General features: G+C 37.7%; 16 protein-coding genes. 14 read left to right on the top strand and 2 right to left on the bottom strand.

Going from position 1 to position 17,020, the window contains the following annotated elements:
- Positions 1 to 323 precede the first annotated feature (323 nt).
- On the bottom strand, positions 324 to 1,697 hold the full coding sequence (mnmE, locus tag QM911_RS01520; RefSeq protein ID WP_414312889.1) for a tRNA uridine-5-carboxymethylaminomethyl(34) synthesis GTPase MnmE: 1,374 nt from the start codon (positions 1,695 to 1,697) through the stop codon (positions 324 to 326).
- Positions 1,698 to 1,819: 122 nt separating this feature from the next.
- Positions 1,820 to 2,002 carry a 4-oxalocrotonate tautomerase gene (locus tag QM911_RS01515; protein ID WP_001117401.1) on the bottom strand — a complete coding sequence of 61 codons (183 nt, stop codon included), beginning with the start codon at positions 2,000 to 2,002 and terminating at the stop codon, positions 1,820 to 1,822.
- 123 nt (positions 2,003 to 2,125) lie between these two features.
- Between QM911_RS01515 and QM911_RS01510 the strand changes: the two genes are divergently transcribed.
- The 14 genes from QM911_RS01510 (at position 2,126) to QM911_RS01445 (ending at position 17,018) form a co-directional block, all read left to right on the top strand.
- On the top strand, positions 2,126 to 2,725 hold the full coding sequence (locus QM911_RS01510) for a thymidine kinase (protein ID WP_414312888.1): 600 nt from the start codon (positions 2,126 to 2,128) through the stop codon (positions 2,723 to 2,725).
- A complete protein-coding gene (locus QM911_RS01505) occupies positions 2,715 to 3,194 on the top strand; it encodes a GNAT family N-acetyltransferase (RefSeq protein WP_414312887.1) in 480 nt (159 codons plus the stop codon). The genes QM911_RS01510 and QM911_RS01505 overlap by 11 nt, the downstream gene beginning before the upstream one ends.
- Before the next feature lie 9 nt (positions 3,195 to 3,203).
- Positions 3,204 to 4,283, top strand: a complete 1,080-nt coding sequence (prfA, locus tag QM911_RS01500; RefSeq protein WP_001028810.1) for a peptide chain release factor 1 — start codon at positions 3,204 to 3,206, stop codon at positions 4,281 to 4,283.
- On the top strand, positions 4,283 to 5,119 hold the full coding sequence (prmC, locus tag QM911_RS01495) for a peptide chain release factor N(5)-glutamine methyltransferase (RefSeq protein WP_414312886.1): 837 nt from the start codon (positions 4,283 to 4,285) through the stop codon (positions 5,117 to 5,119). Before prfA ends, prmC begins: the two co-directional genes overlap by 1 nt.
- Complete coding sequence (locus tag QM911_RS01490) at positions 5,103 to 5,705, top strand: L-threonylcarbamoyladenylate synthase (RefSeq protein ID WP_414312885.1); 603 nt, start codon at positions 5,103 to 5,105, stop codon at positions 5,703 to 5,705. The genes prmC and QM911_RS01490 overlap by 17 nt, the downstream gene beginning before the upstream one ends.
- 1 nt (position 5,706) lies before the next feature.
- On the top strand, positions 5,707 to 6,138 hold the full coding sequence (locus tag QM911_RS01485; RefSeq protein ID WP_049527103.1) for a GNAT family N-acetyltransferase: 432 nt from the start codon (positions 5,707 to 5,709) through the stop codon (positions 6,136 to 6,138).
- 66 nt (positions 6,139 to 6,204) lie between these two features.
- A complete protein-coding gene (gene glyA, locus QM911_RS01480; RefSeq protein WP_414312884.1) occupies positions 6,205 to 7,461 on the top strand; it encodes a serine hydroxymethyltransferase in 1,257 nt (418 codons plus the stop codon).
- A 7-nt stretch (positions 7,462 to 7,468) separates the two neighbouring features.
- Positions 7,469 to 8,443 (top strand): nucleoid-associated protein, encoded by a 975-nt coding sequence (locus QM911_RS01475; protein WP_414312883.1) that lies wholly within the window; start codon positions 7,469 to 7,471, stop codon positions 8,441 to 8,443.
- Positions 8,443 to 9,045, top strand: coding sequence for a lysozyme family protein (locus QM911_RS01470; protein ID WP_223141039.1), 603 nt, complete (start codon positions 8,443 to 8,445; stop codon positions 9,043 to 9,045). Before QM911_RS01475 ends, QM911_RS01470 begins: the two co-directional genes overlap by 1 nt.
- Positions 9,046 to 9,127: 82 nt before the next feature.
- Positions 9,128 to 10,102, top strand: coding sequence for a DUF1002 domain-containing protein (locus tag QM911_RS01465; protein WP_414312882.1), 975 nt, complete (start codon positions 9,128 to 9,130; stop codon positions 10,100 to 10,102).
- Positions 10,103 to 10,176: 74 nt separating this feature from the next.
- Complete coding sequence (gene rlmD / locus QM911_RS01460) at positions 10,177 to 11,532, top strand: 23S rRNA (uracil(1939)-C(5))-methyltransferase RlmD (protein WP_414312881.1); 1,356 nt, start codon at positions 10,177 to 10,179, stop codon at positions 11,530 to 11,532.
- A 593-nt stretch (positions 11,533 to 12,125) separates the two neighbouring features.
- Positions 12,126 to 13,412, top strand: a complete 1,287-nt coding sequence (locus QM911_RS01455; protein WP_414312880.1) for a DNA cytosine methyltransferase — start codon at positions 12,126 to 12,128, stop codon at positions 13,410 to 13,412.
- Between the two features lie 22 nt (positions 13,413 to 13,434).
- The gene (locus QM911_RS01450) at positions 13,435 to 15,543 is read left to right on the top strand and encodes an McrB family protein (RefSeq protein ID WP_414312879.1); all 2,109 of its coding nucleotides are present in this window, start codon (positions 13,435 to 13,437) and stop codon (positions 15,541 to 15,543) included.
- Positions 15,543 to 17,018 (top strand): LlaJI family restriction endonuclease, encoded by a 1,476-nt coding sequence (locus tag QM911_RS01445; RefSeq protein WP_414312878.1) that lies wholly within the window; start codon positions 15,543 to 15,545, stop codon positions 17,016 to 17,018. Before QM911_RS01450 ends, QM911_RS01445 begins: the two co-directional genes overlap by 1 nt.
- The last annotated feature ends 2 nt before the right edge of the window (positions 17,019 to 17,020 follow it).

Raw genomic sequence — 17,020 nt, 5'->3', positions numbered from 1 at the left:
TCTCACTTATCAGGAGTTTGTGCTACAAAAAAGGCTACTAGAGACGAGCCAGTAGCCTAATACAATTTTTTCACCTTCATTATATCACAAGGGGAGTCTTTTTGCGCTCTTTTGAGTTTTCGTATAAGAAATCGATAGACAAAGTCTTGATTTCGTAGTTCCAGCCCCGCGAGGATGATTAGGAGCTTTTTGGAGTCCAAAAGACGAACAAAAAGTTCAATCAGCTACCGCGTCAAATTATGATTGATAATAAAAAGTGAGGTCGGGATCTTTTTGTCCCAACCTCTTTTTAGGTGACTAGCATTTTTTGAACTAGTTTTTTCTTATTTACCCAGACAAAATTGGCTGAACAACTGTGTAATGAGTTCATCTGGAGCAGCATCACCAGTGATTTCTCCGAGGATTTCCCAAGTACGGGTCAAATCAACTTGAAGTAAATCAACTGGCATCCCCAGCTCAAGACCTTCGTTAACAGCTTGTAAGCTTTCAACTGCTTTCTCAATCAAAGAAATGTGGCGAGCATTGGACAAGTAAGTTGCATCTTGTTCCACCAAGCCAGCATTTTCAAAGAAGAGGTTGTTAATTCGTTCTTCAATCTTATCAATGTTTTGATTTTTGAGGACTGAAATACGGATGACATCTTCAGGAAGTTCCTGAGTTTCAATAGCCTCAGGTAGGTCAGTTTTGTTCAGTAGGATGATACGGTTGGTATCTTGGCTGATTTCAAGAAGTTGTCGGTCTTGGGCAGTTAGAGGTTCACTGGCGTTTAAGACAAGCAGTACCAAATCAGCTTCCTTGAGAGCTTTTTTGGAGCGCTCGACACCGATTTGTTCGACGATGTCATCTGTTTCACGGATACCCGCAGTATCAATCAACTTAAGTGGTACACCATTGATGTTGACGTATTCTTCGATGACATCTCGGGTAGTTCCTGCAATATCCGTTACAATGGCCTTATCTTCGCGCAGGAGGTTATTAAGAAGGCTAGACTTCCCAACGTTTGGACGACCAATGATAGCCGTTGAAATCCCTTCACGGAGAATCTTCCCACGACGTGCCGTTTTTAAGAGATTGGTTAAGAGTTGTTCAAACTCCATAGTTTTTTCACGGACAACAGCAGTAGTAACCTCTTCCACATCGTCATACTCAGGATAGTCGATATTAACCTCAACTTGTGCAAGTGTATTGAGAATCTCCTGACGAGTATTGTTAATGAGCTCAGAAAGGGAGCCATCTAACTGTTTGACCGCAATATTCATAGCCTTGTCTGTCTTGGCGCGAATAATATCCATGACAGCTTCAGCCTGAGTCAAGTCGACACGACCGTTCAAGAAGGCACGCTTGGTAAATTCTCCAGGTTCTGCCATACGTGCACCTTCACGGATAGCCAGTTGGAGAATCTCATTGGTTACGGCGATTCCACCGTGGGTATTGATCTCGATAATGTCTTCACGAGTGAAAGTCTTTGGAGATTTCATAGCCCCAACCATAACCTCATCCATGACCTTGCCTGACTGAGGATCAACAATGTGACCGTAGTTAAGAGTGTGGCTAGCAACCTTACTCAAGTCCTTGCCTTTAAAGATTTTCTGGGCGATAGCAAAGCTATCTGTTCCGCTTAAACGAACAATCCCAATAGCCCCTTCACCTAGTGGAGTGGAGATTGCTGCAATGGTATCAAATTCCCGTGTAATCATTTCAATTCCTTTATAGTTTATTTGTTTGTATAGACTAATATCTTTTAAAATTGTAACAAAATATAGTGTTTTATTCAACGAATGGCACTTATAAAGAAAAGCCTAAGCAGATTGCTTAAGCTTTACTTAGTGCGCATTTCGCCTTGTGGGAAATAGGTTCCTTCAGGCATATCGTTGATAATGACATGAACAGCAGATTGAGGTGCACCAGTGTTGCGAACAACAGCTTCCGTAACTTCCTTGGCTAGGGCTTTCTTTTGCTCTAACGTGCGTCCTTCAAATAAATCGATGCGTACAAATGGCATAATTGCGTCCTCCACTAGTTATTTGATTTCTTCTATTTTACCACAATTTGCCATTTAAAGCTTTGAGAAAATATGGTATACTAGAATGTAGCAAAACTTTAGAAATGGAAGTGAAATAGAAGCATGGCACAGTTGTATTATCGTTATGGGACCATGAACTCAGGCAAGACGATTGAGATTCTCAAGGTAGCCTATAACTATGAGGAGCAAGGAAAGGGAGTTGTGATTATGACTTCGGCTCTGGATACGCGTGACGGTGTTGGCTATGTTTCAAGTCGAATTGGGATTAAAAGACCAGCAGTTGCTATTGAGGAAACGACGGATATCTTTGGGTTCATCCGAGATTTACCTGAAAAGCCCTATTGTGTACTTGTCGATGAAGCCCAGTTTTTAAAGCGTCACCATGTTTACGACCTAGCTCGTGTTGTCGATGAGTTAGATATACCTGTCATGGCATTTGGTTTAAAAAATGACTTTCGTAATGAACTATTCGAAGGTTCAAAATATCTTTTGCTCTTAGCAGATAAGATTGACGAAATCAAGACCATTTGCCAGTATTGCAAGAAAAAAGCGACCATGGTCTTGCGTACGCAGGACGGATTGCCCGTTTATGATGGTGAACAAATCCAGATAGGTGGCAATGAAACCTATATCTCGGTATGCCGTAGACATTATTTTGCACCACTGATAACATCCAAAAAGGAACAAGACTATGACAATTGAACTAAGAGATGTTACAATGGAAAATTATTTTGATGTTCTGAATTTGGATGTCAAGGAATATCAAAAACAATTTATTGCTACCAACGCAATTAGTTTAGCTGAAGCATATGTCTACACAAAAAATGAAGATTTTGTAGCTCCATTGGCAGTTTACGATAATGATGCAATCATAGGTTTTGTGATGTTAGCATATGATAAAAAAATCGGAATTAGTAATGGAAATTATTTACTTTTTCGTTTCATGATTGATAAGCATTTTCAAGATCAAGGATATTTTAAACCAATTATGGATAAGGTGCTAGACTATGTTCGGACAGCGCCAGCAGGTTTATCCAATAAACTTTGGTTGTCTTATGAACCAGAAAATGAACATGCAAGATCTTGTTACCTCAGTTATGGATTTAAAGAAACTGGGGAAATATTTGAGAACGAAGTAGTAGCAATCTATGATTTAACAATTGAGAAATAAGGAGAAAGAATGAATATCTATGATCAACTACAAGCTGTAGAAGACCGTTATGAAGAGTTGGGAGAATTGCTGAGTGACCCGGATGTGGTTTCTGATACCAAACGTTTCATGGAGCTTTCAAAAGAAGAAGCTTCTACTCGTGATACCGTAACAGCCTACCGCGAATACAAACAAGTCCTTCAAAATATCATTGATGCCGAAGAGATGATTAAAGAATCAGGCGGAGATGCGGATTTGGAAGAAATGGCTAAGCAAGAATTGAAAGACGCTAAGGCTGAAAAAGAAGAGTATGAAGAAAAACTAAAGATTTTGCTCCTTCCTAAAGATCCAAACGATGACAAAAATATCATCCTTGAAATCCGTGGAGCTGCAGGTGGTGATGAAGCAGCCCTCTTTGCTGGTGATTTGCTAACCATGTACCAAAAATATGCTGAAGCCCAGGGCTGGCGTTTTGAAGTTATGGAAGCTTCAATGAACGGTGTTGGTGGTTTTAAAGAAGTGGTTGCCATGGTTTCTGGTCAGTCAGTTTACTCTAAACTCAAGTATGAGTCTGGTGCCCACCGTGTGCAACGTGTCCCTGTGACAGAAAGCCAAGGGCGTGTTCATACCTCAACAGCAACTGTCCTTGTCATGCCTGAAGTCGAAGAAGTAGAATACGATATTGATCCAAAAGACCTTCGTGTCGATATCTACCACGCTTCTGGTGCTGGTGGACAGAACGTCAACAAGGTTGCGACTGCTGTTCGTATTGTTCACTTGCCAACCAATATCAAGGTTGAAATGCAGGAAGAACGTACCCAGCAGAAAAACCGTGAGAAGGCTATGAAGATTATCCGTGCGCGTGTTGCTGACCACTTTGCACAGATTGCCCAAGATGAGCAGGATGCTGAACGTAAATCTACTATCGGTACTGGTGACCGTTCAGAGCGTATTCGTACTTATAACTTCCCACAAAACCGTGTGACAGACCACCGTATCGGCTTGACTCTTCAAAAACTAGATACGATTTTGTCTGGTAAACTAGATGAAGTTGTGGACGCCTTGGTTCTTTACGACCAAACTCAAAAATTGGAAGAATTAAACAAATAATGAAATTAGCTCAAATTTTTAAGGATTTTGAGGAAAAGTTGATAGCACAAGGAGAGGAAGCAGAAAGCCTCTCCTTTGTCTATCGTAGCCTAAAAAATCTGTCATTTACAGATTTTGTCTTTGCTCTCCAGCAAGAGGTAACAGATGAAGAGTTACAGCTTATAGAGGAGATTTATAGGAAACTGGCAAATCATATACCCGCCCAGTATATTATCGGTCATGCTGAATTCTTTGAGATGCAGTTAAAAGTAGATGAGCGGGTCTTGATTCCTCGACCAGAGACAGAAGAGTTGGTGGAACTCATTTTGGCTGAGAATCCAAAGGAAAATCTCAAAGTTCTGGATATTGGAACTGGGAGTGGTGCTATTGCTCTTGCCTTAGCTAAAAATAGACCTGATTGGACAATCTCAGCTGCCGATATTTCTCAGGATGCTTTGGATTTGGCGATGGAAAACGCTAATAATCAAGGTCTAACATTATCTTTTATTAAATCTGACTGTTTCTCCGAAATTTCTTCAAAATATGATATAATTGTATCCAATCCACCTTACATATCTCGAGTAGATGAGGCAGAAGTAGGTTTGAATGTTCTCCATTCAGAGCCACATGTAGCCCTCTTTGCAGATGAGGATGGTCTAGCGATCTATCGCAGAATTGCGGAAGAATCAAAGGATTATCTAAATGATGGTGGTAAGATTTATCTTGAAATTGGCTACAAACAAGGACAAAGCGTTCCAGTTCTTTTCAAGGAGAATTTTCCCGAGAAGAGAGTTCGAACGCTCAAAGACCAATTTGGCCAAGATAGGATGGTTGTCATTGATGATGGAGAAAATTAAGCAAGAATTTGAAAAGGGTGGAGCTGTAGTTTTGCCAACGGAGACAGTTTATGGTCTTTTTGCGAAAGCTTTGGATGAGAAGGCAGTTGACCATGTTTACCAGCTCAAACGTCGTCCTAGAGACAAGGCGCTCAATCTCAATGTCGCAAGTTTAGACGATATCTTGAACTTTTCTAAGAATCAGCCACCTTATCTCAATAAACTGGTTGAAAGTTTTTTGCCGGGCCCTTTGACCATTATCTTAGAAGCTAATGACAAGGTTCCTTACTGGGTCAATTCAGACTTGACGACAGTTGGATTTCGCATGCCGAGTCATCCAGTAACTCTGGAGTTGATTCGTGAATTTGGCCCCTTAATCGGACCTTCCGCCAATATCTCAGGTCAATCAAGTGGAGTTGATTATCACAAGATTCTTCATGATTTTGACCAAGAGGTCTTGGGACTTGAAGACGATGCATTTTTAACAGGTCAGGATTCGACTATTTTAGACTTATCTGGCGATAAGATGAAGATTCTACGTCAAGGAGCGATTACTCAAGAAGATATCCTAGCCAAGATACCAGCCATTCCTTTTGAGGAGGTATAATATGCTACGTGATTTGAAAACAACAGATGTTGCAGCTATTTGTGAGATTAACAAAGAAGCTTTAGGTTATTCGTTTAGTTTAGAGGAAACGGCTAGTCAACTAGCTAAGTTATCTCAGGACTCTCATCACTACCTACTGGGTTTCGAGGATTCGACCAGCCATGACTTACTTGGTTATGTTCATGCCGAGGTTTATGAATCCCTTTATTCAAAACCAGGCTTTAATATCCTAGCTTTAGCTGTTTTGCCTCAAACACAAGGTCAGGGTATCGGAAAAACTTTGCTCCAAGGATTGGAACAAGAAGCAAAAAAACGAGGCTATAACTTTATTCGCTTAAATTCTGCAGACCATCGTCTAGGTGCCCATGCATTTTACGAAAAAGTTGGTTATACTTGCGATAAAGTGCAGAAACGGTTTATTCGCATTTTTTAGTTTGGATTTTATATTCTTGTTGCAAAAACAAACTAAAGACCTGTCACACTATAAAGGAGAAGACCTATGATTTTTGACAAAGATGATTTTAAAGCATATGATGCAGATCTCTGGAATGCTATTGCTAAGGAAGAAGAACGCCAACAAAACAACATCGAGTTGATTGCTTCTGAAAACGTCGTTTCTAAGGCTGTAATGGCAGCTCAAGGGTCTATCTTGACCAATAAATACGCCGAAGGATACCCAGGACGTCGTTATTACGGTGGGACTGATGTGGTAGATGTCGTCGAAACTCTAGCTATTGAACGTGCAAAAGAAATTTTTGGTGCCAAGTTTGCCAATGTCCAACCCCACTCAGGAAGTCAAGCCAACTGTGCTGCTTACATGGCCTTGATTGAGCCTGGCGATACGGTTATGGGAATGGATTTGGCAGCAGGTGGTCACTTGACTCACGGAGCTCCTGTCAGCTTCTCTGGTCAAACCTACAACTTTGTTTCTTATAGCGTAGATCCAGAAACAGAGCTCTTGGACTTTGACGCTATCTTGAAACAAGCCCAAGAAGTAAAACCTAAACTCATCGTAGCTGGTGCTTCAGCCTATTCTCAAATTATTGACTTTTCGAAATTCCGTGAAATTGCTGATGCTGTTGGTGCTAAACTCATGGCCGATATGGCACATATTGCTGGTTTGGTTGCTGCTGGTCTTCATCCAAGTCCAGTGCCTTATGCGCATATTACAACAACAACGACCCACAAAACTCTTCGCGGACCACGTGGTGGTTTGATTTTGACCAACGACGAAGATCTAGCTAAGAAAATTAACTCTGCTATCTTCCCAGGTATCCAAGGTGGACCTTTGGAGCACGTTATCGCTGCTAAAGCTGTGTCTTTCAAAGAGGTATTGGATCCTGCCTTTAAAGAGTATGCTACTAATGTCATCAAGAACAGTAAGGCTATGGCAGATGTCTTCTTGCAAGACCCTGATTTCCGTATCATTTCTGGCGGAACTGAAAACCACCTTTTCTTAGTTGATGTAACTAAGGTTGTAGAGAACGGAAAAGTTGCTCAAAACTTGCTGGATGAAGTCAATATTACCCTAAATAAAAACTCAATCCCTTACGAAACCTTGTCACCATTTAAGACAAGTGGTATTCGTATCGGAGCTGCAGCAACAACTGCACGTGGATTTGGTGAAGCAGAGAGCCGTAAAGTGGCTGAGCTCATCATTAAAGCTCTTAAGAATGCAGAAAATGAAGCTGTTTTAGAAGAAGTGAGAAGCGCAGTTAAAGAATTGACAGATGCCTTCCCATTATACGAGGACTAAAATTTTTATGGACATTTATATTAAGAAAGCCATTATCCATCAGTTCAGCCCAGATGACACGGACTTGTTTCTAGCGGATAAATTTCTCAATATCACTCCAAAAATCGAAGAATACCTGCGCAAGAAAATCGAACGTGTGTATTCAGATGAAGCTAAGACTGGGATTTTCGAAGAAGAAAATCCCTTCTTCAATCACATTACGGACGATTTGTTGGAGACATCGGTGACGCTGGCTAACCTCTGGAAAGAGGAATTCAGCATTTCCGAAAATCTTAAGACCAATGACTTGATTTTTGTGCAATTTTCTAAAGAAGGAGTAGAGCATTTTGCCTTCCTACGAATTGCATTGCGTGAAACCTTGACCCACCTCGGTGGAGAGGTTGATAATCCAATCAAGCTGACTCAAAACAATCTTCCAGGTTTTGGTACAGGGGCTGACGAAGCCTTGGTGGTCAATCTTCAAAGCCGAAAATATCACCTGATTGAGAAACGAATCAAGTATAACGGAACTTTTTTGAACTATTTTTCTGAGAATCTGATTCAGGCTCAGCCTAAGATTTCACCTAAGAAGTCAATCAAGGAACTGGAAAAAACAGCTCAGAGAATTGCTGAAACATTTAATACAGATGATTTTCAATTTCAATCTAAGGTCAAGTCTGCTATTTTCAATAACCTTGAAGAAAGCAATGAATTGTCTCCTGAAAAATTGGCCAATGACCTCTTTGACAACAATCTCACTGCACGTCTTAGCTTTATTGACCAAGTCAAGGAAGCAGTGCCAGAGCCAGTTCAATTTGATGAAATTGATGCCAGTCGTCAATTAAAGAAATTTGAAAACCAAAAGCTTTCTCTGTCAAATGGGATTGAGTTAATCGTACCCAATAATATTTACCAAGATGCTGAGTCGGTCGAATTTATCCAAAATGACAATGGTACCTACTCTATCTTAATCAAAAACATCGAGGATATACAAAGCAAATAATGTTTAAATTTATAAGAAGGGTCTTGGTGCTTGTTCTTATCTTATTTACTGGCTATAAACTTTTTCATATGTATCGGGATGTGAAGCAGGTCATGACCTATCAATCCTTGGTACGAGAGGTTTTAAGTGAGCAAGATACTCCAGCAAATGAAGAACTAGTCCTGGCCATGATTTATACCGAAACTAAAGGTAAAGAAAGCGACGTGATGCAGTCTAGTGAGTCTGCTAGCGGAACTACAAATACAATTTCTGACAATAGGAGCAGTATTCGTCAGGGAATTCAAACATTGACTGAAAATCTTTATTTAGCACAAGAAAAGGGGGTAGATGTTTGGACTGCTGTACAAGCCTATAACTTTGGTCCAGCTTATATTGATTTTATCGCCCAAAATGGGAAAGAAAATACCCTTGCACTAGCCAAGAAATACTCAAGAGATACCGTTGCGCCGACATTAGGAAATACAACTGGAAAAACCTACCGCTACGTCAATCCAATTTCCATCTTTCAAGGTGGAGAACTCTATGTGGATGGTGGAAACTATTATTACTCTAGACAGGTTCAACTAAATCTCTACATTATTAAATTTTTTAATCTATTTTAAGCACTTAGAAAATTCTAGGTGCTTTTATAAGCTTTCTTTAAGGCTAATTTACTATCCTAGATAGGAAAAGGAGGAACGTCTCATGCGAAAGAAATTCTTTCTGACTAGTGCTGCAGTTCTTTTAGCAGTTGCAACTTTGCAAAGCGCTCAAGCAGCCACTGATGTTCAAAAAGTAATTGATGAAACTTATGTTCAACCTGAGTACGTCTTGGGTTCTTCTCTTACTGAAGATCAAAAAAATCAAACATTAAAAAAACTCGGCTATAATGCCTCTACAGATACCAAAGAACTGAAGACTATGACGCCAGATGTCTACTCAAAGATTATGAACGTCGCCAATGACTCTAGTCTCCAGCTCTATTCGTCTGCCAAAATTCAAAAATTAGGTGAAAAATCTCCACTTGAAGTGAAGATTGAAACCCCTGAAAATATCACTAAAGTGACCCAAGACATGTACCGTAATGCGGCCGTTACCTTGGGTGTGGAACATGCTCGTATAACCGTAGCTGCTCCAATCCCTGTAACAGGTGAAAGTGCCCTAGCAGGTATTTACTATTCATTAGAAGCTAATGGTGTTCAACTTCCTCAAGAAAATAAAGACCTAGCTCAGGAAGAGCTAAAAGCCTTGTCAGACATTAACGATGAAAACAAGGACAAATCAGGCTATGATGCCAATAAACTCAATGTAGCCCTTGCCGATATCAAATCTGCTATCGCTAAAGCTAAAGAGTCTAAGGGTGAGCTTACTGAAGATGATGTTCGTAAGATCGTTGAAGATACGTTGAAAAATTATAAGCTGGATCAGGTTATAACAGGAAACCAGATCAATGTCATCATCAACTTTGCCTTTAATCTTTCAAAGAGCGATATTCTTAATAACGAAGACTTTACTAAGACGCTAAAAGATCTGAAACAAAGTATCGTTGCGCAAGCTGGTGACAGTTTCAGCAATATCGATCTTAACTTTGACGCCAATAAAGCTATTCAAGACGGTGGGAACATCCTTAGCTCTATTTGGCAAGCAATCCTTGATTTCTTCAAGAGTTTTGGTGCTTAGGTCAATTCATGGTATAATAGATGGTAACAGAATTGTTGCCGTCTTTTTTTGTCGGCTCATAGAAAGTGAAACATATGTTAAAGAAAAACGATATTGTAGAAGTAGAGATTGTCGATTTGACACATGAAGGTGCAGGAGTGGCCAAGGTAGATGGCTTGGTCTTTTTTGTAGAGAATGCTCTACCGACTGAGAAAATCCTTATGCGTGTCCTTAAAGTTAATAAAAAGATTGGTTTTGGTAAGGTTGAGGAGTATCTCGTTCAATCACCTCATCGTAACAAAGATTTGGATTTGGCTTATTTGCGTTCGGGAATTGCTGACTTGGGTCATTTAGCTTATCCTGAGCAACTTAAGTTTAAAACCAAGCAAGTAAAAGACAGCCTATACAAGATTGCTGGAATCACGGATGTTGAGGTTACTGATACTCTTGGTATGGAACATCCGATCAAGTACCGTAACAAGGCTCAGGTTCCAGTTCGTCGAGTCAACGGTGTTCTGGAGACTGGTTTTTTCCGTAAGAATTCTCACGACCTTATGCCCTTGGAAGATTTTTACATTCAGAATCCAGTTATTGATCAGGTTATTCTAGCCCTACGTGATTTACTCCGTCGATATGACTTGAAGCCTTATGATGAGAAGGAGCAGTCTGGCTTGATTCGTAACCTTGTTGTTCGTCGTGGACATCATTCAGGTCAGATTATGGTTATCTTAGTGACAACTCGTCCTAAAATTTTCCGTGTGGAACAGTTGATTGAACAACTCATCAAGCAATTTCCAGAGATTGTATCTATCATGCAGAATATCAATGACCAGAATACCAATGCGATTTTCGGGAAAGAATGGCGTACTCTTTACGGTCAAGACTATATTACCGACCAAATGTTGGGGAATAGCTTCCAAATTTCTGGACCAGCCTTTTATCAGGTCAATACCGAAATGGCAGAGAAACTCTATCAGACAGCTATTGACTTTGCGGACTTGAGAGCAGAGGATATCGTGATTGACGCCTACTCCGGAATTGGGACCATTGGCTTATCAGTTGCCAAGCATGTCAAAGAAGTCTATGGAGTTGAGGTCATCCCCGAAGCCGTGGAGAATAGCCAGAAGAATGCTAGTCTAAACGGTATCACCAATGCTCATTATGTTTGTGATACAGCAGAAAACGTCATGAAGAATTGGCTTAAGGAAGGCATCCAACCAACCGCCATCCTAGTCGACCCACCACGTAAGGGCTTGACTGAAAGCTTTATAAAAGCAAGCGCCCAAACAGGAGCTGATCGCATCGCCTATATCTCCTGTAACGTCGCCACCATGGCGCGTGATATCAAACTCTATCAAGAGTTGGGCTACGAATTTAAGAAAGTCCAGCCGGTGGACCTATTTCCGCAAACGCACCACGTGGAGTGTGTAGCTTTGCTGGTAAAAGCCTAGAAACCTTGTAACGAAAGGGATAATCAAAAGCCTTGAGTGCAAGGCTTTTTGTTGTTTAGAGGGTAAGTATAAAAGCAAGCAATAAAGTTGGGTGTGTTAAAATGATAGTTGATGGAAATAAAATCTATTTCCACATACGCATAGGGGGTACGTTTCTCTCGATACCTAATGGGTATATTGGAATAGAAACGTCCCCTCCCTTTTGGCTTTGGAGTTGCTATAGTTTTTAGAATTCATTATCATTTGAAGTCGGTATAATAAAGAGGTAGTTTTTGGAAAGGTGGAAAAATAGTAAGAAGATTAATGTTACAAATTTGAGGGGAATACATGTCTCAGTAGATAAGGCATTTATATTTGAAATGAAAGAATATGAAGAGCTACCAAACTTCCGTAATGGTGTAGAGTAATAAGCTTACTGATAATTGCAGAATCAGCATCATTAGATCTGTTTTTCTTGAGTTTATAATATAGTCTTTGAGAATTTACCAAATTGAGAAGGATACTGAGAATCAGGGCTCGTTATAGCTATTATAGTGCAAATGTGGTATGATAGTAGAGGATTTTTATAAAAATTTACAGAATGGAGTAATAGTGTGGTAAAGGCAAATACAGGTTATAAGCTGTTAGAAACTTTTGTAGGAGCTGGTGGATCTCATATTGGTTTTATGAGAGAGAACTTTGTTTCTGTATATGTGAATGATTTTGTCGACGAATGCTTAGAGACTCTAAGATATAATAACCCCAACCTAGAGCTTGAAGGAACCATGTTGGATAATACAAGCATTATCGACATAAACCCTGCCCAACTGCGTGAAAAGTTAAATCTTGAACAAGGCGAGCTAGATGTAATATTTGGTGGTGTAGTTTGTAAAGGTTTTAGTCTGGCAGGTGAAAAATCTCCAAGTGATGAACGTAATTATTTCTATCACAAGCAGTTAGAACTTGTTGAAGAGTTTAGACCTAAAATAAGTATCATTGAAAATGTTATAGGTATTCTAAGTGCAAAGGTTTTAAGTAAATCAACTCCTGATTCTGTTAAAGAAGGAGTTGATGTTCTTTGGAAAGAACTAGAAAACTATAAAGGTAAAAAGGCTAAGCTCCGTAAGTCTGATGAGTTAACTCAAGAAGTTCTTGATGAGGGAGATGTTTTACGAAAGAGTAAAGAACAGACATTAAAAACTCTTGAAGCCAAGGGATATCTTGTCTCAGTAATGGATGATATTGTAGAGCGATACAATGAATTAGGTTATGATGTTGAATACCGAATATTAAATTCAGCTTGGTATGGTGCTGCTACTAAACGTGAACGTGTTATTATAGTTGCTACTAAAAAAGATTTGAATCTTGAGTTTGAGTTTCCAAAACCAACACATATGGACGAATCTTTGATGAAAAAAGATTTTCCTATAGAGTATCTGAAATTAAATAAACCAGTAACGGTAAATGATGCTTTAGCAACAATTGACTATACAAACGAGGAAGATATTGATAATGTTCCTATGTCACATGCCGCTAAAACAGTTGAACGATTCAAGTATATACCTGAAGGAGAATCAATAGCTAAACATATTGATAAATTACCGGAAGAACTTAAAATTAGTAAGTTTTATTCAAGAGGTAGTACTATGCGATTGGCTGGAGATAAGCCAAGTCCTACATTGGTTCCAGGCCATAGCAATTTTCCAGTTCATCCAAAGGAACATCGTTCAATTACAGTCCGTGAAGCAGCTGCGATTACAGGATTCCCTAACAACTATAAATTCTTTGGAACACATAGTAAAAGATGTGAGCACGTGGGAAATGCTGTGCCTCCACTGTTGGCTCAGGCTATCGCTAAAGAATGTAATAAAACACTGGATAAATTTTATTCTCAAAAATAATATTTAAAAAGGGGCTATTTTTGTGAAAGTATATCTGCGAAAATTAACTAATAATGATACTAAGAAACAAATTGAAACGACTTTAGATGCGTTTGAAAATTTTTTTGGTGGTGATTCTAGCACTAAAGGTGCATCAGTTATAACTAGGTTGACAGCTCCAAATGGGCAGTCTGAAAGCTATAGAATTTCCCAAGCTGATGGAAATGCGAATTCTTTTCGATTCGCATCAGCTCAACGGGGTGGTAAATCACTTTCGAAATTTGTAACCGATAATGTCAAAGCATTTAATGCTGATGATATTTTAAAAATTTCTGATAGAGATAATTTAGTTGAAATTATTCAGCAAGGAGATTCGGAATATGACGGATTGAACTCATTAATAAGAAATCGTAAAAATCCAGTTATAATTTCAGATGATCATTATCTGATTGACAGCCTCTCAGCAGTAGCTAAATATTTACAATATATAGTTCAGAAAGATTATAGCAATGATTTTGCTGAGTTTAATTCTAAACTAAGTGATACTCGTACAAATTTTTTGGCTAAGTTTTCTGTAGATAAACTAAGTAATTTTTCTAGTTCTAAGCTATTTGGAAAGAAAGAAGACGATTCTTTAGCATATAATCTGAGTGATAATCCTGACTATAATATTTTTGGTAGTGCTAAGCAGAGTAATACCATACCTGCTAATTGGAATAAGGATGATTTTATTAGCTTTGTACAGAACGTTTGTAATTATATAGATTCCAATAATGGAGTTTCAAATCTTAATGAGTATGAAGATCTATGGAATTTTATGGATGGTCATGCAGTTAACTTTTTTAATGAAAGAATTTGGGTAAAAAAATATTTTCATATTCTATACCCAGAAATCTTCGTTTCTCAGCTTAACAATGATAATAAAATTAAAATTTTAGATGCCTTTAAAATTATTCCAGAGAGCTCTGAATTAAAATTAAATTTTCAAATATCACAATTATCACAATTATCTAATATTCCAACAGATTACTTTTGGTATTTAACCAATTCTAGTACTAAAGAAGATGTTAATGATAAAGTAGTTAATCAAGATGAAAATTTGTTGACTATTTTTGATTTGGACATCAAAATAAATTCAAATTGTAGGGAAAAAGGTAAATATAGTTATAATAGAATTTTCTTTGGTGCACCAGGTACTGGTAAAAGTTATGAATTAGAGAAACAAAGAAAAGAATTGCTAGCTAATGGTGGTGAATATGAACGTGTAACATTCCATCCAGATTATTCTTATAGTCAATTCGTTGGAACTTATAAACCTGTACCTATCGATGATGAAAAAATCACATACGAATATGTTCCAGGACCTTTCATGCGCATTTTAGTTAAGGCATTGCTAAATTCAGAGTCTGAAAATCCTTATTTATTAATTGTAGAGGAAATAAATAGGGCTAATGTTTCAGCGGTATTCGGAGAGGTATTCCAACTCTTAGATAGGGGTAATGGGATTAGTGAGTATGCTATTAATTTATCTGAAGATATGAAGAAATATATCATTAAACAGTTTAGAGACAATGGTGTAATACTTGAACCTAGTTCATTAACTGAAATCAAACTTCCTGATAATTTGTTTATCTGGGCTTCTATGAACAGTGCTGACCAAGGAGTTTTTCCTATGGATACTGCATTTAAGAGACGTTGGGATTTTGAATATTTTGGAATTGATGATAATGATGAAAAAGTTTCTCCTTATTCAACTGACTATGATTTGAATTGGAATCAATTACGTAAGTCAATCAACGAATTGCTATCAACTGATAAATTCAAAATTAATGAAGATAAATTGTTGGGTCCTTTCTTTGTTAATCCGAAGAGTATTGCTCCAAAAGATAGTTACATTATGGATGGCAAGACTTTTAACATAGTATTTAAAAATAAAGTCATCATGTATTTATTCGATGATGCTGCAAAACAACGAAGAGGTCAACTCTTTGCTACTGGTTTAACTAGATATTCTCAAATTTGTTCTAAATTTGATTCAAATTTTGACTCTGATGGGAAACTTGTGACTAATATTGAATCCTTATTTGATATTTTCCAAGAAAAGAATTTGTTGTTACATTCTTATGATCCATCTAAATATGGTAAAGAATAATGAAAGTTATCTATTGTAGAGAAGAATTTGGTTATAGCTTTGAGGAATTTGCTAGTCTTCTCTTTCCAAATGAAATAGCCAAAAAAGAAGAGGTTGCAGATGTTTTAACTCGTTTAAAGCGAGTGAATGTTATTTCTAAAGTAAGGACTCCGAAGGGTTTTGAACTTTCTAAAGCAGATTTATCTGATATTGATGATGATATAGCTGATGTGGTAGAAATAGACCCTAATTCTACTGAATTTTTATATAAATTCAAATTTGTTGGCTTAATTATTGTAAAATCATACATCTTGTATTCTTTTCCTAAATATATTGAAGTAAATCCAAAAGAGAAACCTACTGATAAGCAGAGTGCTGAGTTTAAGCAGATTATAAAAGTTATTGAAAAATACTCTAAAAGCACTAGAGAACAAGCACTTTATAGTCTGAACGATATAGATGAATCAGTAGCCTATGGAGATTTGTCAGTTAGTTTATTCTTGCTAGAGGACTATTTCCAAAATGGTTTATATTCAAATCAGCATAGTATAGTTGAAATGAATGGTAATGGAGAGATTCTTTGGGATAAAACGGTAAATGATAGTTTTGCCTTTTTCTCAGATAACAGACCTGTTTATATTGATTATTTCAATAGGCGAAGTGTTGTTGAAGACGATAATTTCATAAAGAAACTTCACGAGGTTGTGCTTAGCCGTATTTCAGAAACATTAGAATTAAATGGTCTTCTTGATTTATTAGATTTGACATTGACTAACTTTACAGATGAGGAATTGACTGATCTAGGTGACGTTGACTTTATTTTATATATGATAGATTCAGAACTGAGTCAAGAGTTTAATACTCGTAAACAACTTCTTCTAAAAGCTTTATATAGCTATGTATCACAAAAATATGAAGCTGAACGAGACGAATATGCAAGTTTATTTGGGACTAATTCATTTCAAGGAATTTGGGAAAAAGCTTGTGCCAATGTATTGAACGATAAACTTGATGTAACTATTGGTGGTTTAGGTTTAGAGCCAACTGGTACAAATACTAAAAATACTAAAATCAAAAATATTATCGATAAGCCGCAGTGGACCCAAAATAATAAAGATGTTTTTGAAACTGCTACTCTGATTCCTGATATTATCACAGTAGTAAATAAACGATTGCTTATTCTTGATGGTAAATATTATAATCTGAGATTTAGTGCAAAATCAGTAGCTGGAAATCCAGGTGTTGGTGATGTCACGAAACAATTCTTATATGCTTTAGCTTATAGAGAATTCGCAGATAAAAATAATCTTGAGACAGTAAATTATTTTTTAATGCCCACTGAAAATGATACAATTTTAAATTTTGCTCAAGTTGATATGCAATTGCTAAATAATCTAGGACTTTCGTCAGTTAAGGTTGCGAAGCTAAATGCAGCTAATATTTATCAAAAATATTTAGATGATAAATTGGATCAAGAACTATTATCAAAATTTTAGAT

The organism is Streptococcus infantis (assembly GCF_047460825.1).
GTDB classification, from domain to species: Bacteria; Bacillota; Bacilli; order Lactobacillales; family Streptococcaceae; genus Streptococcus; species Streptococcus infantis_V.
The sequence above is the reverse complement of the archived record's forward strand: the minus strand, read 5'-3'. Positions and strand labels throughout refer to the sequence as shown.